The sequence below is a fragment of the Micromonospora lacuserhaii genome (assembly GCF_036902735.1).
In the GTDB taxonomy this organism is placed as follows: domain Bacteria; phylum Actinomycetota; class Actinomycetes; order Mycobacteriales; family Micromonosporaceae; genus Micromonospora.
Genome location: NZ_JBAKHO010000035.1, coordinates 43140 through 61438, shown reverse-complemented (window position 1 = coordinate 61438; position 18299 = coordinate 43140). Strand labels below are relative to the sequence as shown.

Sequence of the window (18299 nt, the reverse complement as noted above, 5' to 3'; positions counted from 1 at the left end):
ACCGCTCTCCGGCCAGCCGGCGGCGGGCGGTGTCGTCGGCGGCCGCGTAGTGGCCGGCGGCGCTGCGCACGGCGGCCGCGGCGGCGGCCAGCCGGGCGGCGGCCGCGCCGGCCTCCCGGGCTCGGTCGCCGGTGGCGGTGGTCCACTGCCGGTGCAGGGCCCGGCCGATCTCGCCCGGCCGGCCGGGGGCGTGCGCCCCGAAGGCGGGGTGGGCGGGGTCGCTGGCGGTCACCGTGCGGGCGAGCGCGGCGAGGGTGTCGCTGGCGTCGTCGAGGCGGGCGGCGAGGGCGCGCAGGGTCTCCATCTCAGGCCCCCGTCAACGGCCGGTACGCCGCGAAGGTCTCGTTGTGCAGCTTCTCCCGGGCCCACTGGGCCGCGTCCTCGGCGGCGGTGACCGCGGCCTGCACCGAGCCGGCGACGTCGCGGGGTTGCCGGGCGTGCAGCGGCCCGAGAAAGCGGACGTCGGTGATCCGGCCGCCGGCGGTCACCACCACCTCGACCAGCCCGTCCGGCGAGCGGACGGTCACCTCGACGGTGGCCACCGCCTGGTCGAACTCGGCCTGGAGGGACTCGATCCGGCGGTAGCGCCGCACCGCCTCCTCGATCCACGCCTCGTCGATCTCGCGCGGCATCGATTCTCCCCCCGGCTGATCTCACCCAGCGTGTCGTTGTCGTCACCACGGCACCCCGGACCGTACCCCACGCCGACAACGCCTGTCGATGCCCTGTGGATGACGGCGGTCAGCCCCGCCAGAGGGAGAGCATCATCGCCTCCACCGCGATCCGCGGCTTGACGTTCGCCTCGATCGCGGCCCGGCACTCCAGTACCGCCTCCAGTCGCCGCAGGGCGCCCTCGGCCGCCCACTTCTGCGCGCCCGCCTCGGCCAGCGCGGCGGTGTCGGTGTGCACCGGGGCGACCGGCGCGCCCAGCGCCATGGTGAGCGCGTCCCGGTAGAAGCCGGCCAGGTCGACCAGGGCCCGGTCCAGCGCGTCGCGTTGCGCCCGGGTGGCCCGCGACTTCTGCCGCTTCTCCAGGTCCTTGAGCTGGCCGGCGGAACCCCGGGCGGCGCCGGCGGCGCCCCGGCCGGTGCCGCCCGCGCCGAGCGCGGTCTGCAACGCGGCCCGCTCGGCGGCGTCGGACTCCGCGACGGCCGCCTCCGCCTCCGCCTCGGCCGCCTCGATCAGCGCGGACGCGGCGTCCAGCGCGGTGCCCACCCCGGTCAGCCGGCGCGGCACGGCCAGCACGGCGTCCCGGCGCTTGCGCGCCTCCGGGTCGCGGGCCAGCCGCCGGGCCCGCCCGACGTGCCCCTGCGCGGCCGCCGCGGCCCACTGCGCCACGTCGGGGGCGATGCCGTCCCGCCGCGCCAGCACCTCGGCCACCGCGTCGGCCGGCGGCTGCCGCAGCGGTACGACCCGACAGCGCGACCGGATGGTCACCGACACGTCGTCCGGGTGGGTGGACGGGGCGCAGAGCAGGAAGACCGTCCGCGGCGGGGGCTCCTCGATGGCCTTGAGCAGGGCGTTCCCGGCCGCCTCGGTGAGCCGGTCGGCGTCTTCGATGATCACGGCCTGCCACCGGCCGCCGGACGGGGTGCTGGCGGCGCGGAGCACCAGTGCGCGCATCTCGCCCACCCCGATGGAGAGCCCCTCGGGCACCACCAGCCGGACGTCGGCGTGGGTACCGCCCAGCGTGGTGTGGCAGCCGGGGCACTCGCCGCAGCCGGTGCCGTGCACGCACTGCAGGGCGGCGGCGAAGGCCCGGGCGGCGACCGAACGGCCGGAGCCGGGCGGCCCGGTGAAGATCCAGGCGTGGGTCATGCCGGCGCCCGGGTCGAGGCCGGTCGACGTCGGGCCGGTCCGGGCCGGCCCGTCGGCGTCGGCCTCCTCGGCGAGGGCGTCCAGGTCGTCCCCGGCCCGACCGGCGGGCACGGGTGCCGGTCGGTGGGCGGCGCGCAGCACGGCGGCGGCCCCGGCGGCGGCCCGACGCAGCGTGTCGACCGCCTCGTCCTGGCCGACCAGGTCGGCGAAGACGTCCGGCATCAGGTCCGGTGCTCCATCGTCACCAGCTCCGAGTCGGATAACTCGGGCTGCACCGAGGTGTCCGGCCCGTGCGCCGGGCGCGGGTGCACGATACCGGCCGGGTCCGTCAGGAACTCGTCGACCCGGCGGGCGACCAGGGCGGCGAGCTCCTCGGCCGGCCGGGACGCATCGAGCACCAGGTAACGCTTGGGGTCGTTGGCGGCGAGGTCGAGGAACGCGTAGCGGACCCGCTCGTGGAACGCGAGCGACTCCGCCTCCAGCCGGTCGGCGCCCTGGTTGCGGGCGGCGACGCGGGACATCCCGGTGTGCGGGTCGACGTCGAGGAGCACCACCAGGTCCGGCTTGAGCCCGCCGGTGGCCCAGGAGGAGAGCCAGGAGACCTCCTGGACCGGGAGGGTCCGGCCGGCGCCCTGGTAGGCCAGCGAGGAGTCGACGTACCGGTCGCTGATCACCATCGCGCCGCGGATCAGCGCGGGCCGGACGACGGTGGCGACGTGGTGCGCCCGGTCGGCGGCGTAGAGCAGCGCCTCGGCGCGCGGCGACGGTGCCTCGTCGCCGGAGTTCTCCAGCACCAGGGAGCGGATCCGCGCGCCGACGGCGGTGGCCCCCGGCTCGCGGGTGACCACCACGTCCCGGCCCCGCACGCGCAGCCGCTCGGCGAGCGCCTGCAGCTGGGTGGACTTGCCGGCACCCTCGCCGCCCTCGAAGACCACGAAGAGGCCGTTGGAGACGAAGGGCTCGGCCGGCATCAGCGGACGGCCCCGGATCGAGCCCCAGAGGTCGGCCAGGACCGGTACGCCCTTCTTGTCGTCCATCTGCCCGAACGCGCTGATTCCGGCGAAGATGCCGGCGGCGCCTGCGGCGAGCAGCAGCAGCCGGGTCGACGAGACGGAGATGCCGAGGTCGGCGATGGTCAGCTTGCGGGAGCCGCCGACCCCGACCAGCAGGCTGCTCAGCCCGATGGCCAGGATCAGCACCAGCCGGGTGCCGATCTGCACCACCGCGAAGACCCGGCCGCGCACCTCGTCGGCGACCTCGCCGCCGAGCAGCGTGGTGCCGGCGAGGAAGGCCATCCCGGCGCCGGCGCCGACCAGGATCGCGCCGAGGATCGCCATCGACAGGTGGATGGCGAAGGCGAGCACCAGCACCGAGGCGCTGGCCAGCACGATGCTCATGCCGAACCAGCGGCGCCGGGACATGTCCCGGACGATCATCGGGCCGAGCCCGATGCCGATCGCCAGGCCGACGAAGATCGCGCCGAAGAGCATGTAGAAGGCGGCGTCACCGGCGCCGAGCGACGCGGCGAAGAACTTGGCCGTGCCGATCACGATGCCGCCGCCGGCGAACGCGCCGAAGATGCCGAGCACCAGGCCGCGGACCAGCGGGGTCTGGCCGATGAACTTCCAGCCCTCGGTGAACTGGCTCATCATGCCCTGCCCGGTGCGCTCCTGCTCGTCAGCCTGCGTCTGGCTGATCTCCTTGATGCCGAAGAGCACCACCAGCGCGGTGGCCAGCCGGGAGAAGGCGTTGAACCAGAGGGCGAGCTGGGCCGGTTCGGCCCAGCCGGGCATTTCGCCGCCGGTGATCCCCCGCACGCTGCGGTCCAGCACCGCCAGGCCGATCGCGGCGGCGACCGGGGTCAGGCCGTACGTGGTGATCAGGGTGAGCTGGTTGGCGGTCTCCAGCCGGGCGCGCGGGATCAGGTTGGGGACCGCGGCCTCCTTGGCCGGGATCCAGAGCAGGGTGATCGACTCGATCAGGAAGGTGGCGATCGCCGCCCAGCCGACCACCACGCCGCCGCTGACGCCGAGCAGCGCGACGAGGGGAATCGAGGCGAAGAGCAGGAAGCGCAGCAGGTCGCAGATGACCATCGTCCAGCGGCGGTCGAACCGGTCGGCCAGCACGCCGGCCACCGGGCCGAGCACCAGCGCCGGGAGCAGCCGGACCGCGATCACACCGCCGAACGCGGCGCCCTGGGCGGTGCTGCCGGAGACCTGCGCGGCGGCGAAGACCGAGGTGGCGAGCAGACCGAGCCAGTCGCCGAAGGAGGCCGCGCCGAGCACGATCCAGAGCCGCCGGAACGGCCGGATGCGCAGCACGGAGCGGATCGCGGCGGCGCCGGACCGGTCGGCGGCGCTCTGGTTTCCCGCGCCGCCCTGCGGCTCGGACGACGACACGCCGGACGACTCGCCGTTCTGCTGGCTTTCGATGGCCGTACCTCCACGTGCCGGCCCAACGCTGGGCAGTCCCGGTGGAACACTCTAGACCCGGTGGGGGGCCTCCCCACCGGCGACATTCTCCTGCTCGCCGAGCGTAGGCCGCCGGGACCGGCGACCGCAGCCCGGCCGTACGTGAGGGTGTTTCGCATCGCTCCCCCGGACAGTTAGCGTGCATCCGTGGCCATCGACAGCGACACCCTGCGCGAGCGCCTCGACCGGGCGACCGCACACCTCGACCCGCCGTACGCGGTGCTCGACCTCGGCGCCTTCGACGCCAACGCGACGGCGCTGGCCGGACGCGCCGCGGGCAAGCCGGTCCGGGTGGCCAGCAAGTCGGTCCGCGCCCGCGAGCTGATCGGCCGTGCGCTGGGTCACCCCGGCTGGGCCGGCGTGATGGCGTTCACCCTGCCGGAGGCGATCTGGCTGGTCCGGTCCGGCGTGACCCGGGACGCCCTGGTCGCCTATCCGACAGCCGACCGGGGGGCGCTCGCCACGCTCGCCGACGACCCGGATCTCGCCGCGGCGGTGACCCTGATGGTCGACGGGACCGAACAGCTCGACCTCGTCGACGCGGTACGCGCCCCCGGCCGCCGGGCGCAGCTGCGGATCTGCCTCGACCTGGACGCCTCGTGGCGACCCCTGGGCGGGCGGGTGCACGTCGGGGTACGCCGGTCACCCGTGCACAGCGCCCCGGCCGCCGGCACGCTGGCCGCCGCCGTCGCCGGCAGGCCGGGCTTCCGACTGGTCGGACTGATGTCGTACGAGGCGCAGATCGCCGGTCTCGGGGACGCCCCGCCCGGGCAGGCCGCCCTGGGCACGGCGATCCGCATCGCCCAGCGCGGGTCGTACCGGGAACTGCTGGCCCGCCGGGGCGCGGCGGTCGCCGCGGTACGCGAACACGGCGACCTGGAGTTCGTCAACGGCGGGGGCACCGGCAGCGTCGCCGCCACCAGCGCCGATCCCGCGGTCACCGAGGTCACCGCCGGATCCGGCCTGTACGGGCCGACGCTCTTCGACGCGTACCGTGCCTGGCGGCCGACCCCGGCGGCCTTCTTCGCCTGCGCGGTGGTCCGCCGCCCGGCGCCCGGGTTGGCCACGGTGCTCGGCGGCGGCTGGATCGCCTCCGGTCCGGCCGCCGGCAGCCGGCTGCCCCGGCCCTGGCTGCCGAGCGGGTTGGCGCTGGTCGGCACCGAGGGCGCGGGCGAGGTGCAGACCCCGCTGGCCGGCGCGGCGGCGGACCGGCTGCGGATCGGCGACCGGGTCTGGTTCCGGCACGCCAAGGCCGGCGAGCTCTGCGAGCACGTCAACGAGCTGCACCTGCTCGACGGCGACACGATCGTCGGCGCCGTCCCCACCTACCGCGGGGAGGGCCACGCCTTCCTGTAGGCGCGGCCCGTCACCCGGGATCGGTCAGGCCTGTGGGACGGCCTCGGCCTCGGCCTCGACGTGGCGGTGCAGGTATTCCCGGATGAGCGCCTTGGCCTCGGCGAGGACCCGCTCGTCCCCCTCCGGCCTACGGCGGAACGCCAGCTTGATCAGGGCGTCCGCGGCCTCCACGGCGATCTCCAGACAGAACCGCAGCCGCGGTTCGTCGGTCATCCCGAACCGCTCGGTCAACACCCGGGCCAACTGGTCGGCGATCACGCCGTTGTTGTCGCGCCGCTCATCGAGCAGGTGCAGGTCGACCACGTCGCCGAAGTGCAGGGTACGGAACCCCGGGACGGTGCGGTGCATCGTGATGTACTCGTCGATCCCCGCGTCGACGCCGTCCCACCAGTGGGTCAGGTCGTCGGAGGCGAACCGCTCGTCGAGCCGCTGCAGGTAGGACTCCATCGTGCGCAGGGTCAACGCCTGCACGATCGCCCGCTTGTCCGGAAAGAACTGGTAGACCGACCCGATCGCCACCTCGGCGCGCTCGGCGAGCAGTGTGGTGGTCAGTCCCTCGTACCCCACTTCGTCGACGAGTTCGGCACAGGCGTCCAACATCCGCTGGACCCGCGCGACACTTCGACCCTGCACCGGAACGCGGCGCAGCGGCCCGGTCGTGGCGGCTGGTGTGGACACTCGGCGCCACCCCCCTTCGACGGAAAACATATCCATATGTCACGAAGCCGTGACTACCGGTACAACGAGCGGGCCTTGATTGCGGTGTTTACCAGGTACAACGTTCCTGATATGAAGTCAGTTCATATTCACTCGAGGAGCGTAGATGGCCGTCACCATCCCTGCCTGGTCCAACTGGGCCGGCAACCAGCACAGCGTCGCCACCGCCATCCTGCGCCCCAGCACCGTCGACGGCGTCGCCGAGGCGGTCCGGGACGCGGCGGGCGCGGGCGAGCGGGTCCGGGTGGTCGGCAGCGGCCACTCGTTCACCCCGATCGCTGTACCCGACGGCCGGCTGATGGAACTGACCGATCTGGACACCGGCGTCCGGGTCGACGGTCACTCGGTCACCGTGCCGGCCGGGACGACCCTGCACGCGCTCAACGAACTGCTCGCCGCGCACGGCCTGGCCCTGCCCAACCTCGGCGACATCGACGCGCAGACCGTCGCCGGCGCGATCTCCACCGGCACCCACGGCACCGGCGCGGCGTACGGCTGCCTCTCCACCTTCGTCGAGGCCCTCACCCTGGTCACCGGCACGGGCGAGGTGCTGCGCTGCTCCGCCGACGAGCACCCCGACGTCTTCGCCGCCGCCCGGGTCGGGCTCGGCGCGCTCGGGGTGCTGGTCGAGGTGACGCTGCGCTGCGTCGACGCGTTCACCCTGCGGGCGCACGAACGGCCCGCGCCGCTGGCCGCCGTGCTCGCCGAACTGCCCGAGCTGGTCGAGGCGCACGACCACGTCGAGTTCTACTGGTTCCCGTACACCGACCGGGTGCAGGTCAAGACCAACGACCGGGTACCCACCGACGACCGGCCGCTGTCCCGCTGGCGCGGCTGGCTGGACGACGACTTCCTGTCCAACACCGTCTTCGCCGGGGCCTGCCGGCTGGGTCGCGCGGTGCCGGCGCTGGCCCCCCGGATCAGCGCGGTCTCCGCCCGGGCGCTCACCGAACGCACCTACACCGGCCGCTCCGACCGGGTCTTCTGCACCCCGCGCCGGGTCCGCTTCGTGGAGATGGAGTACGCCCTGCCGCGTGCGGCCCTGCCCACGGCGCTGGACGAACTGCGCCGGATCGTCGACGGGCTGCCGTTCAAGGTGCTCTTCCCGGTCGAGGTGCGGTTCACCGCCGCCGACGACATCTGGCTCTCCCACGGCTACGGGCGGGACTCGGCGTACCTGGCCGTGCACCAGTACGTCGGGATGCCGTACGAGCCGTACTTCCGGGCCGTGGAGGAGATGGCGACGGCGCTGGGTGGCCGTCCACACTGGGGCAAGCTGCACTACCGCGACGCGGCGTCGCTCGCGCCCGCGTACCCCCGGTTCGCCGACTTCCTGGCGCTGCGCGACCGGCTGGACCCGGGCCGGGTCCTCACCAATCCCCACCTGGACCTGATCCTCGGCCGCTGAGCCGGCGGCCGCCCGGGGCGGGTCGCAGCCCGTCAGATCCGGCGGGCGGTGAGGAACCGGCCCGACCAGACCGACCCGTCCAGCACCGAGTCGCCGCCGAAGGTCGGGCCGTCCGCCTTGGCCTGGCTGGAGAGGAACCGGTGGTGACCGGTGTCGTCGACGCCGAGGTAGATGCCCGACCGCGTGATGGCCGTGCCGGCCGACCCGCCGTCGTTGAAGAAGACCAGGTCGCCCTCCTGGAGGACGCCGTAGTCGCGGACCGCCCGGCCGGTGTTCGGAACCAGCACGGCGCCGGGGCCGAAGCCGGCGATCGCGAACGCGTGACGCGGCAGCCCGGGCCCCCTGGTGTCGGTGCCGCGCAGCAGGCAGCCCATCCGGTGGCCGTAGACCATCCGGATGAGACCGGAGGAGTCGAGGCTGCCGAGGCGGCCCGCGGCCGGACGCGCGGGCCCGCTGTCCGGGAAGTCCCACTCCACGCCCAGGTAGTCGTGGAAGTCCGAGTCCTCCGCCCGGCCGTCCGGGTCGGCGGCGTCGAGCGGCCCGAAGGAGGCGTCACCGGCGAACCGCCGCCCCTTCGGGTCGGTGCGGCTCGGCACACCGTCCAGGTAGTCCATCGAGATGGCGAGGGCGTCCCGGCCGAGGTTGCGCAGCGCCCCGTCCAGCCACGGCCGGAACCAGGGAGCCTTCTCCGACCCCTCCCGCCACGTCCGCGGAGCCAGCCGGATCCAGGCGTCGGTGGTGACCGACGCCCTGGTGAAGCGCGGGTCGGTGAAGGTACGCCGGGGGCCGGAGATCCGCACCGTACGGGCGCCGTCGGTGAACACCGCCAGCACCCGGCCGGACGCGTCGCGGACCTGGGTACGGTCCGGCCCGGCGAGCCGGGTGTAGGTCAGCTCGGCGGAGTCGGCCGACACCGGGCCGGGCCGGCCGGCCTCCACGACCGGCGCGGCGATCGAGTTGGAGTCGTCGGGGCGGCTGACCGCGTCCACGACCACACCCGCGGCGACCAGGGCGACGACCAACGCCGCCCACGTCCACTTGCTGCTCTGCGACACGGCGCCTGCCCGCTTCTCTCTGCTCGGTCGTCGCGGTCGACCCGGGCTCGCCGGACCGGCTCCACGCCCGACAGGATGCCACGAAGGCCGGCTGCCGGTCCGTCCCCCTGGTCATGCCAGGACGACGTGGCCACCGACCGGACGGATTTCCGAACCCACCCCGAGGATCTACCCGATCGGCGAAACCGGAGGGGCCATCGGCCCCGGCACGGTCAGGCCGCTCGATGCTGCGCCCCGGACCCGCAGATGCCCGCGGATGCGGTCCTCCGCCGCCTGGTAGATCGCCCGGCGGTCGGCTGGCGTCGCCGGGTCCGCCAGGGCCGCCGGCAGGTCGACCAGCCGGATGTCCGGGTCGAGGTCCACCCAGGTGGGAATGGCCTCAGCCGTGGTGACCCGCCACGTCCCCGCGGCGATCCGGGTGAACGTGAACCGGGTCATCACCCCCTCCCGGTTGGCCGGGAGCGGCTTCCGGTGCCGGGCCACCTGGTTGCCCATCCCGTAGGCGATCCACTTGTGACCGACCTTCTCCATCGGCTGCACCACGTGCGCGTGGTGGCCCAGGATCAGGTCGATGTCGGGGGATGCGATCAGCGGCTCGGCCCACCGCTCCTGGTCGGCGTCCGGCAGGTTCCGGTACTCGGTGCCCCAGTGCAGGCTCAGCACCACGATCTCCGCGCCGGCCGCCCGTAGCCTCCGCGCCGCCGGGAGGATCTTCGCCGGTTCGATCAGGTTGGCGATCCAGTCCCGGCCCGCCGGCCGCTGGAGCCCGTTGAGGTTCAAGGTGTACGCGAGGTGCCCGACCCGTACCCCCTCCCGCGTGTAGATGCGGGGAGTGAGCGCCTCCTTCCGGCTGCGCGCGCTGCCGGTGTGCCCGATCCCGGCGGCGTCCAGTGCGCCGAGTGTGCGGCTCACCCCCGCCTCGCCCTGGTCGATGGTGTGGTTGGAGGCGGTCGAGCAGGCGTCGAAGCCGGTGCTCCGGATCGCGTCCACCACCTGCGGCGGGACGCTGAACCTCGGAAAGCCGGCGAACGGGCCATCCGGCTCGGCCACCGGGGTCTCCAGGTGACAGATCGCCAGGTCGGCACCGGAGACGGCGGGACGGACCTGCCGGAAGAGCGGGGCGAAGTCGAGCGTGCCGGGGTGCCCGCTCCGTGCGGCGTCCCGACGGGCCTGGTCGGTCAGCTCCGGGTGGACCAGCACGTCACCGGCACCGAGGATGGTGAAGAGCCGCCGACCGGACGCGTCGCGCCGGACCGTGGAGCCGGCCGGCGCGGACGCGGTCCCGGCGACCGGCGCAGCGGCATCCGCTCCCGGCAGGAAAACGGCCGGGTCGTCCCGCCCCCAGTCCGGATGCCAGGCGAGCGGTCCCGCTCCGGCGAGCACCACGACGAGGGCGACGATGCCCGTCACCTTCGCCGGCCTGCCGCGCCACGCGTTCCCCGCTACCGACACGGGCGGCAGAGTAGGTCAGCCGCGCCGAACGCGAGGCCCCGTTCCCGGGCGGCTCAGCTCACTCGCCGTCGGCGGTCGCGGTGGCCTTCCTCGGCGCCGCCTTGCGGGCCGGCGCCTTCTTCGCCGCGGCGGCCGTCGTCTTGGCCGCCGTGGTCTTCTTCGCCGCCGTGGTCTTCTTCGCCGCCGTCGTCTTCTTGGCCGCCGTCGTCTTCTTCGCCGCCGTCTTCTTGGCCGGCGTGGTCTTCTTCGCCGCGGCCTTCTTGGGGGCCGGGCCCTTCGCCCGCTTCTCGGCCAGCATCTCGGAGGCCTGCTCGATGGTCAGCTCCTCCGGCGTCTGGCCCCGGCGCAGCGACGCGTTGAACTCCCCGTCGGTGACGTACGGCCCGAACCGGCCGTCCTTGATCACCAGCGGCTTCTCGGTCAGCGGGTCCACGCCCATCTCCCGCAGCGGCGGGGCGGCGGCGCGGCGCTGGCGGGCCTTCGGGGCGGCCAGCAGGGCCACCGCCTCGTCCAGCGTGACGGTGAACATCTTGTCTTCCGAGTCCAGCGAGCGGAACTCGTCACCACGCTTGACGTACGGCCCGTAGCGGCCGTTGTTGGCGACGACCTCGTTGCCGTCGGCGTCGGTGCCGATCACCCGGGGCAGGCTGAGCAGCTTCAACGCCTCGTCGAGGGTGAGCGAGTCCGGCGACTGGGAGCGGAGCAGCGAGGACTTCCGCTCGCCGCTGGCCACGTACGGGCCGAACCGGCCGGACTTGAGCAGGATCGGCTCGCCGGTGGTCGGGTCGTCACCGAGCTTGCGCTCGCCGCCGCCGCCCAGGAAGAGCTCCTGCACCTTCTCCGGGGTCAGCTCGTCGGGCGCCAGCCCCTCCGGGATCGGCGCCCGGTCGCCCTGACCGCCGCCCTCCTCGCCCTCGACCTTCGGCGCCGGCTGCTCGCCGGGGAGCGCCCGCTGCAGGTACGGCCCGAACCGGCCGACCCGGACCACGATCTCGCGACCCTCGTCGTCGGTGAAGAGCGGGATCGAGTTGATGCTGCGGGCGTCGATGTCGGTGATGTTCTCGGTGACCAGCTTCTTCAGGCCACCGGCGTGGGCGATGGCCTGGTCGCCGGTGCCGTTGGTGCTGCCGAAGTAGAAGGAGGTGAGGAAGTCGACCGAGGCGTGTTCGCCGCCGGCGATCTCGTCCAGCTCGTTCTCCATGCTGGCGGTGAAGTCGTAGTCGATCAGGCGCGGGTAGTGCCGCTCCATCAGCCCGATCACGGCGAACGCCAGGAACGACGGGATCATCGCCTGGCCGCGCTTGAAGACGTACCCGCGGTCCTGGATGGTCTGCATGATCGACGCGTACGTCGACGGGCGGCCGATGCCCAGCTCCTCCAGGGCCTTGACCAGCGACGCCTCCGTGTAGCGCGACGGCGGCTGGGTGTGGTGCCCCTGCGCGGCCAGCTCGTCGGCGGTCAGCGGCTGGTCCTTGACCAGGGTGGGCAGCCGGCGCTCGGCGTCCTCGGCCTCGGCGTTCTCGTCGTCGCTCGACTCGACGTACGCCCGCAGGAAGCCGGGGTCGGTGATGGTCTTGCCGGTCGCGCCGAAGTCGGCCTCCTCCTGGGCGGAGGAGACGGCGCGGATGCGCACCGAGACGCTGGAGCCGACCGCGTCGGTCATCTGCGAGGCGATGGTGCGCCGCCAGATCAGCTCGTAGAGCCTGAACTCCTCGGCCGACAGCTCCTTGGCCACCTCACCCGGAGTGCGGAAGTTGTCCCCCGCCGGGCGGATCGCCTCGTGCGCCTCCTGCGCGTTCTTCACCTTGCCGGTGTACCGGCGCGGCTCCGGCGGCACGCTGCGCTCGCCGTACAGCTCGACGATCTGCCGGCGGGCCGCCGCGATGGCGGTCTCCGACAGGTTCACCGAGTCGGTACGCATGTAGGTGATGTAGCCGTTCTCGTAGAGCCGCTGCGCGGTGCGCATCGTCTGCTGCGAGGAGAGGCGCAGCTTGCGGGCCGCCTCCTGCTGGAGGGTGGAGGTGATGAACGGCGCGTACGGACGGCGGCGGTACGGCTTCTCCTCGACCCGGGTGACGGTGAACGGCCGCCCCTCCAGGCGGGCGGCCAGCCCCCGGGCGCCGCTCTCGTCGAGGTGCACCACGCCGGCGCCGGCCCTGACCCGACCGGTGGTCGGCTCGAAGTCCTTGCCGGTGGCGATCCGGTCGCCGCCCAGGGCGATCAGCGTGGCGTTGAAGCTCCGCGGCCCGTCACCGGCGTTCCCCACCGCGAGGGTGGCGAGGATGTCCCAGTACTCGGCGGTGCGGAAGGCCATCCGCTGGCGCTCCCGCTCGACCACGATCCGGGTCGCCACGGACTGCACCCGGCCCGCCGAGAGCTTCGGCATGACCTTCTTCCACAGCACCGGGGAGACCTCGTAGCCGTAGAGCCGGTCGAGGATGCGCCGGGCCTCCTGGGCGTCGACCAGGTCCCGGTCGATCTCCCGGGGGTTGGCGACCGCGGCCTGGATCGCCGGCTTGGTGATCTCGTGGAAGACCATCCGCTTGACCGGGACCTTGGGCTTGAGCGTCTCCACCAGGTGCCAGGCGATCGCCTCGCCCTCGCGGTCCTCGTCCGTCGCCAGGAGGATCTCGTCGACCTCCTTGGCCAGCTTCACCAGCTTGTTGATCTGCTGGCGCCGGTCGGCGGAGACCACGTAGAGGGCGTGGAAGCCGTTGTCGACGTCCACCCCGAGCCGGGCCCAGGGCTCACCCTTGTACTTGGCCGGCACGTCGGCTGCGTTGCGCGGGAGGTCCCGGACGTGGCCGAAGCTGGCCTCCACGACGTATCCCGGGCCGAGGTAGCCCGAGATCGTCTTGGCCTTCGCCGGAGACTCGACGATGACCAGACGGGTGGTTCCAGCGTTGCTCGGCACGTCTCTCCCCGACCTCACTTCTGCTCCATGCCCGTTTTGGGCGGTGTCGCGATGCCCGTTTCGGGCAATGTCGCGCCCACCGGACCGCCTGCGGCCCGGATGTCCAACGTAACGCGCCGCCCGGCTTTCGGGTTTCGCGGGCGACAATCCGCCCCCCGCGTCGTACGCCACCGGCGCCAGGTGTACGGCACCGGCCGGACGGCGCCACCGTACACCGTGGGTAGGCCCCGGAGCGGAACACTGTGACGATGGCGGACCCTCGGCCGAGGCGCCCCCGGCCGTTTCTCCAGCCGGACCGGCGTGCCGGCGGTCCGCGATCGGACACCCGCCGGGCGAGGTCAGGCCGGGGGCGTCGGCCAGTCGGCCGGCGGCGCGGCGGCCGGGCGGTCGCCGACCAGCTCGGCGAGGCGGGCCAGCCGTCGCCGTCCGCCGATCCGGTACGCCGGGCCGCCCGCGTCCGCCTCGACCAGCGCCGCCGGGAGGCCCACCACGGCCAGCGCGGCGCGCACGGTCGGCCACCACTCCTGGTCGCCGTCGCCGAGCCGGAGCAGGAACCCGGCCTCGTCGGCCCCGCCCGCCGCGGCCAGCCAGAGCCGCAGCCGCCGGCCGTTGAGGTGGAACCCGGCGGGTGGGCGCTTGCGCTCGCCGGCCAGCCAGGCCGTGGCCAGCGGGGCCAGCGTTCGCACGTACGAGGTGCGCACCGCGTACCGCTGGTCCTCGGTCTGCTCCCAGCTGGCGGCCAGCCCGCGCAGGGCGAGCTCGGCGACGAGCACGTGCACCCGCCAGGCCGCGTCGACCACGACCGACAGCCGGGCGGTACGACCCATCCGGACCACCCCGCCGGGCCCGGCGAGCAGTCCGGCCAGGTCGGCGACGGACGGATCCGCCGCCTCGGTGCCGAACAGCGACAGCTGGCGCACCGGATCGGGGGGTGAGTCGGGAGGGGTCAGCGACACTCCGGGACCTCGTCGAAGGCCTGTTTGAGCTCTTTTGAGTTGAGCCGGCTGGTGTCCAGCGCGCTCGCGTCGTACTCCTTGTTGAGGGTGTCCACGGCGGCCTGGACGCCGTCGTAGAAGGCGGTGGGCTGCGCGGTGCCGAGCCTGTCGATGGTGTCCCGGGCCCGGCCGTAGGCGTCCCGGATCTTCTCCAGCGAGGTGCGGAAGCCACGGGAGATCTCGTCGCCGTGGTCGGTCTCCGGCACGCCGGCGTCGGAGATCCGGCGGCGGGCGTCCTCGCTGGCGTCCTCCGCGCCGGCGAAGAGCCGCACCAGGTTCTCCTTCGCCTGCGCCGGTGTGGTCTGCGCGGTCATCTGCTGGTGGGTGCTGCTGGTCAGCTTGTTGATCTCGGCGCGCCAAGGGGTGAGCGCCTCACAGACCGACGCGGCCCAGGCCCGCGGGCTGGGCCCGCCACCGCAGCCGGAGACGACGAGCACGAGCGTGGCCAGGACCACCGTGAGCTTTCCGGCGGCACTCGCCCGGCACGTACGCATGCGAAGCAGCGTACGGCCTCCCGGTGAATGCGCCACCGGTCAGCCGGACGGCCGCAGCAGGGGCGGACGGGTCCCCGGCCGGCGTCGCGCCGACCGGGGACCCGGGGTGCCGCACTCAGACGTTGACCGTCTCCGCGTGCTGGTCCGGGCTGCCCGCCCCGGTCCCGCCGTCGCCGGAGTCGGACATCGCGATGCCCTTGCGCTTGCTGAAGACCACCGCGGCGACCACGATCAGCGCCGCGACCAGCGCGACGGTGATCCGCAGCGGGGTGTTCCGGTCGTCGCCCACGCTCCAGGCCACCACGGCCGGCGCGATCAGCAGCGAGACCAGGTTCATCACCTTGATCAGCGGGTTGATCGCCGGGCCGGCGGTGTCCTTGAACGGGTCGCCGACGGTGTCGCCGATGACCGTCGCGGCGTGCGACTCGGAGCCCTTGCCGCCGTATGCACCGTCCTCGACCAGCTTCTTGGCGTTGTCCCAGGCGCCACCGGAGTTGGCCAGGAAGACCGCCATCAGCGTGCCGGCCCCGATCGCCCCGGCCAGGTACGACGCGAGCGCGCCGGGCCCGAGACCGAAGCCGACCGCGATCGGCGCGAGGATGGCCAGCAGACCGGGGGTCATCAGCTCGCGCTGCGCGTCCCGGGTGCAGATGTCGACGACCTTGCCGTACTCGGGGCGCTGGGTGCGGTCCATGATCCCGGGCATCTCGCGGAACTGCCGACGCACCTCCATCACGACGGCGCCGGCCGAGCGGGAGACCGCGTTGATGGCCAGACCGGAGAAGAGGAACACCACCGCCGCGCCGATGATCAGGCCGACCAGGTTGCGCGGGTTGGCCACGTTCAGCGCGTTCAGGATCTCGGCCGCGGCGTCGCCCACGCCCGCGTCCTCGTACGAGCTGCGCAGCGTGTCGGTGTACGACCCGAAGAGCGCGGTGGCGGCGAGCACGGCCGTGGCGATCGCGATGCCCTTGGTGATCGCCTTGGTGGTGTTGCCGACCGCGTCCAGCTCGGTGAGGATCCGGGCGCCGTTCTCGTCGATGTCGCCGGACATCTCCGCGATGCCCTGGGCGTTGTCGGAGATCGGGCCGAAGGTGTCCATCGCGACGATCACGCCGACGGTGGTGAGCAGGCCGGTGCCGGCCAGCGCGACCGCGAAGAGCGAGAGCGTGATGGAGCTGCCGCCGAGCAGGAACGCGCCGAAGACACCGGCGCCGATCAGCAGCGCCGAGTAGACCGCCGACTCCAGGCCGACGCTGATGCCGGCGAGGATGACGGTGGCCGCGCCGGTCTGCGAGCTCTTGCCGATGTCCTGCACCGGCCGCCGGTTGGTCTCGGTGAAGTAGCCGGTCAGCGCCTGGATGGCGGCGGCCAGCACGATGCCGATCACGACCGCGCCGATGGCGACCAGCCGCGGGTTCCGGTCGACGTCGGTGAGCCCACCCTCCAGCTCGCCGAAGGTGGCCGGGAGGTAGAGGAAGGCGGCGATGCCGACCAGCACCGCGGAGATCACCGCGGAGAGGTAGAAGGCCCGGTTGATGGCGGTCAGGCCGTTGCGGTCGGAGGGGCGGAGCCGGGTGATGAAGACGCCGATGATGGCGACCAGCACGCCGATCGTGGAGATGATCAGCGGGAAGACCAGGCCGTCCTCGCCGAACGCGGCCCGGCCGAGGATCAGCGCGGCGACCAGGGTGACCGCGTACGACTCGAAGAGGTCGGCGGCCATGCCGGCGCAGTCGCCGACGTTGTCGCCCACGTTGTCGGCGATGGTCGCGGCGTTGCGCGGGTCGTCCTCGGGGATGCCCTGCTCGACCTTGCCGACCAGGTCGGCGCCGACGTCGGCGGCCTTGGTGAAGATGCCGCCGCCGACCCGCATGAACATGGCGAGCAGCGCGGCGCCGAAGCCGAAGCCCTCCAGCACGGTGGGGGCGTCGCCCCGGTAGATGAGGACGACCATCGCGGCGCCGAAGAGGCCGAGGCCGACGGTGAGGAAGCCGACCACGCCACCGGTCCGGAAGGCGATCTTCATGGCGGTCTCGCGGCCGCCCTGCGCCTCCCGCGCGGCGGCGGCGACCCGCAGGTTGGCGCGGGTGGCCAGCCACATGCCGGCGCCGCCGATGGACGCGCTGAACAGTGCCCCCACCACGAAGAAGGCAGATCGGCCGATCTTCACCCCGAGCTCGCCGCCGTCGGTGTCGTGCACCGGCAGCAGGAACAGCAGCACGACGGCGATGACCACGAAGATCGCCAGCGTCCTGAACTGCCGGAGCAGGTAGGCCGAGGCGCCCTCCTGCACCGCGCCGGAGATCTCCTGCATGTTGGTGGTGCCCTTACCGGCTGCCAGCACGGCCTTGGTCAAGGCGGCGGCGAAGACGAGTGCCACCAGCGCGAGCACCGCGGCGATGACGACGTACGTCAGGTTTGCTCCGGTAAGGGACAGCGCGCCGCCCTCGGGGGCGGCCAAGGTCCCGGACATCTATGTCCTCCTGTACCGAACACTGTCGCGCCGGCCAGCGGACGTACTGACCCGACGCCTGGATGCGGTTGCGCAAGCGCTCCGACCCACCCGACGCAGACCAGCGATGAAGGCACATACCCGCTGGTTGCGGGAAGGATCACTTGCTGACAACCCCGGTACTGTAGCCCCGCGCAGTGTTCGAGGTCACACCTGGGGGAGACCGTGTCCGGATGATCTTTGTAACTGTGTTATGAGGAAAAATCTGATATAGGAGCCCATCAGCCCGACGAGGCCGCGACCCACACGGGGTCACGGCCTCGTCGGCGAAGAAGGACGGTCAGCGGCCGACCGGCCACACCATCCGGACCTCGGTCCCGACGCCCTCGTCGACCGGGCGGACCTGGAGGTCCTCCACGAAGCCGGCGAGCAGGGCGAACCCCACGCCGGTGGTGAGCGCCTCGTCGGTGAGCGACTCGTTGGCCAGGTCGTCCGCGTCCAGCTTGGCCAGGCCGATGCCGGCCTCGATGGGCGCCCGGTCCACCACCCGGACCGCGTACACCCCGGAGTCGGACATTTCCACCAGCACCGGGTCGGCCAGGCCGTACTGCCGGTGCAGGGCGACCGCCCGCGTGCACGCCTCACCGATCGCCAGCCGGACCTCGTCGAGCAGGTCCTCGCGTACCCCGGCCCGGCGGGCCACCGCGACGCCGACCAGACGCGCGGTGCGCACGTGCACCGGAGCCGGCGAGAAGGAGAGCCGGACCGTCGCCATCACGCGGTGGGGTCCGCGGCGATCGCCGCGTCGACCGTCGGATGCAGGGGGAAGACCTGGTCCAGCGCGGTGATCCGGAAGATCTTGAGCAGCGGCTCCTTGTCGCAGACCAGCGCGAAGGAACCGCCGGCGGAGCGGAGCCGCTTCAGGGCGCCGACCAGCACGCCCAGGCCGGTGGAGTCGAGGAAGTCGACCCGGCCGAGGTCGACGACGACCTGCCGGGCGCCACCGTCGATCAGCTCCAGGAGCCGTTCGCGCAGCCGGGGTGCGGTGTAGACGTCCACCTCACCGCCGACCTCGAGCACCGTGTGCTCCCCCACCGTGCGGGTCGCCAGCGACAGCTCCATCAGTCCTCCTCCGAGAGCCGTAAACTCTCCTGGGCATCTAAC

General features: G+C 73.2%; 15 protein-coding genes. 2 read left to right on the top strand and 13 right to left on the bottom strand.

Annotated features, from left to right (window positions below; all coding sequences use genetic code 11):
* The 4 genes from V6U81_RS20550 to tmk all read right to left on the bottom strand — a co-directional run.
* Nucleotides 1-304: hypothetical protein (locus V6U81_RS20550; protein WP_334491479.1), on the bottom strand; the 304-nt coding region annotated here is incomplete at its 3' end.
* Between the two features lies 1 nt (nt 305).
* Nucleotides 306-632 (bottom strand): YbaB/EbfC family nucleoid-associated protein, encoded by a 327-nt coding sequence (locus V6U81_RS20545; RefSeq protein WP_334491478.1) that lies wholly within the window; start codon nt 630-632, stop codon nt 306-308.
* Nucleotides 633-741: 109 nt separating this feature from the next.
* Entirely contained in the window at nt 742-2040 is a 1299-nt protein-coding gene (locus tag V6U81_RS20540) for a DNA polymerase III subunit delta' (RefSeq protein ID WP_334491477.1), read from the bottom strand.
* The gene (gene tmk / locus V6U81_RS20535; protein ID WP_334491484.1) at nt 2040-4139 is read right to left on the bottom strand and encodes a dTMP kinase; all 2100 of its coding nucleotides are present in this window, start codon (nt 4137-4139) and stop codon (nt 2040-2042) included. The genes V6U81_RS20540 and tmk overlap by 1 nt, the downstream gene beginning before the upstream one ends.
* 297 nt (nt 4140-4436) lie before the next feature.
* Here tmk and V6U81_RS20530 point away from each other — a divergent pair, with 297 nt between their 5' ends.
* Nucleotides 4437-5645, top strand: coding sequence for an amino acid deaminase/aldolase (locus V6U81_RS20530; RefSeq protein ID WP_334491476.1), 1209 nt, complete (start codon nt 4437-4439; stop codon nt 5643-5645).
* Between the two features lie 24 nt (nt 5646-5669).
* Here the strand turns inward: V6U81_RS20530 and V6U81_RS20525 are convergent, their stop codons facing one another.
* Nucleotides 5670-6245 (bottom strand): TetR/AcrR family transcriptional regulator, encoded by a 576-nt coding sequence (locus V6U81_RS20525; RefSeq protein WP_334491475.1) that lies wholly within the window; start codon nt 6243-6245, stop codon nt 5670-5672.
* Nucleotides 6246-6468: 223 nt separating this feature from the next.
* Between V6U81_RS20525 and V6U81_RS20520 the strand changes: the two genes are divergently transcribed.
* Complete coding sequence (locus V6U81_RS20520; protein WP_334491474.1) at nt 6469-7770, top strand: D-arabinono-1,4-lactone oxidase; 1302 nt, start codon at nt 6469-6471, stop codon at nt 7768-7770.
* Between the two features lie 32 nt (nt 7771-7802).
* On the opposite strand, the gene V6U81_RS20515 is transcribed toward V6U81_RS20520, so the two are convergent.
* The 8 genes from V6U81_RS20515 to V6U81_RS20480 all read right to left on the bottom strand — a co-directional run bounded on the left by V6U81_RS20515 (nt 7803) and on the right by V6U81_RS20480 (nt 18257).
* Nucleotides 7803-8825 carry an NlpC/P60 family protein gene (locus tag V6U81_RS20515; protein ID WP_334491473.1) on the bottom strand — a complete coding sequence of 341 codons (1023 nt, stop codon included), beginning with the start codon at nt 8823-8825 and terminating at the stop codon, nt 7803-7805.
* Nucleotides 8826-8993: 168 nt separating this feature from the next.
* A complete protein-coding gene (locus tag V6U81_RS20510; RefSeq protein WP_334491472.1) occupies nt 8994-10277 on the bottom strand; it encodes a CapA family protein in 1284 nt (427 codons plus the stop codon).
* 58 nt (nt 10278-10335) lie between these two features.
* Complete coding sequence (gene topA / locus V6U81_RS20505; protein ID WP_334491471.1) at nt 10336-13191, bottom strand: type I DNA topoisomerase; 2856 nt, start codon at nt 13189-13191, stop codon at nt 10336-10338.
* A gap of 338 nt (nt 13192-13529) precedes the next feature.
* Complete coding sequence (locus V6U81_RS20500) at nt 13530-14147, bottom strand: hypothetical protein (protein WP_334491470.1); 618 nt, start codon at nt 14145-14147, stop codon at nt 13530-13532.
* Nucleotides 14138-14680 carry a hypothetical protein gene (locus tag V6U81_RS20495; protein ID WP_334491469.1) on the bottom strand — a complete coding sequence of 181 codons (543 nt, stop codon included), beginning with the start codon at nt 14678-14680 and terminating at the stop codon, nt 14138-14140. Before V6U81_RS20495 ends, V6U81_RS20500 begins: the two co-directional genes overlap by 10 nt.
* 115 nt (nt 14681-14795) lie before the next feature.
* Nucleotides 14796-17156 carry a sodium-translocating pyrophosphatase gene (locus V6U81_RS20490; RefSeq protein ID WP_334491468.1) on the bottom strand — a complete coding sequence of 787 codons (2361 nt, stop codon included), beginning with the start codon at nt 17154-17156 and terminating at the stop codon, nt 14796-14798.
* Between the two features lie 319 nt (nt 17157-17475).
* Nucleotides 17476-17913 carry an ATP-binding protein gene (locus V6U81_RS20485; RefSeq protein ID WP_334491467.1) on the bottom strand — a complete coding sequence of 146 codons (438 nt, stop codon included), beginning with the start codon at nt 17911-17913 and terminating at the stop codon, nt 17476-17478.
* A complete protein-coding gene (locus tag V6U81_RS20480) occupies nt 17910-18257 on the bottom strand; it encodes an STAS domain-containing protein (protein WP_334491466.1) in 348 nt (115 codons plus the stop codon). Before V6U81_RS20480 ends, V6U81_RS20485 begins: the two co-directional genes overlap by 4 nt.
* Nucleotides 18258-18299 lie beyond the last annotated feature (42 nt).

Bases quoted from the DNA above. Each gene is read 5' to 3' on its own strand.
- V6U81_RS20480 (WP_334491466.1), bottom strand. From the start codon at position 18,257: ATGGAGCTGTCGCTGGCGACCCGCACGGTGGGGGAGCACACGGTGCTC.
- V6U81_RS20525 (WP_334491475.1), bottom strand. From the start codon at position 6,245: ATGTTGGACGCCTGTGCCGAACTCGTCGACGAAGTGGGGTACGAGGGA.
- V6U81_RS20490 (WP_334491468.1), bottom strand. From the start codon at position 17,156: ATGTCCGGGACCTTGGCCGCCCCCGAGGGCGGCGCGCTGTCCCTTACC.
- V6U81_RS20540 (WP_334491477.1), bottom strand. From the start codon at position 2,040: ATGCCGGACGTCTTCGCCGACCTGGTCGGCCAGGACGAGGCGGTCGAC.
- V6U81_RS20495 (WP_334491469.1), bottom strand. From the start codon at position 14,680: ATGCGTACGTGCCGGGCGAGTGCCGCCGGAAAGCTCACGGTGGTCCTG.
- V6U81_RS20545 (WP_334491478.1), bottom strand. From the start codon at position 632: ATGCCGCGCGAGATCGACGAGGCGTGGATCGAGGAGGCGGTGCGGCGC.
- V6U81_RS20520 (WP_334491474.1), top strand. From the start codon at position 6,469: ATGGCCGTCACCATCCCTGCCTGGTCCAACTGGGCCGGCAACCAGCAC.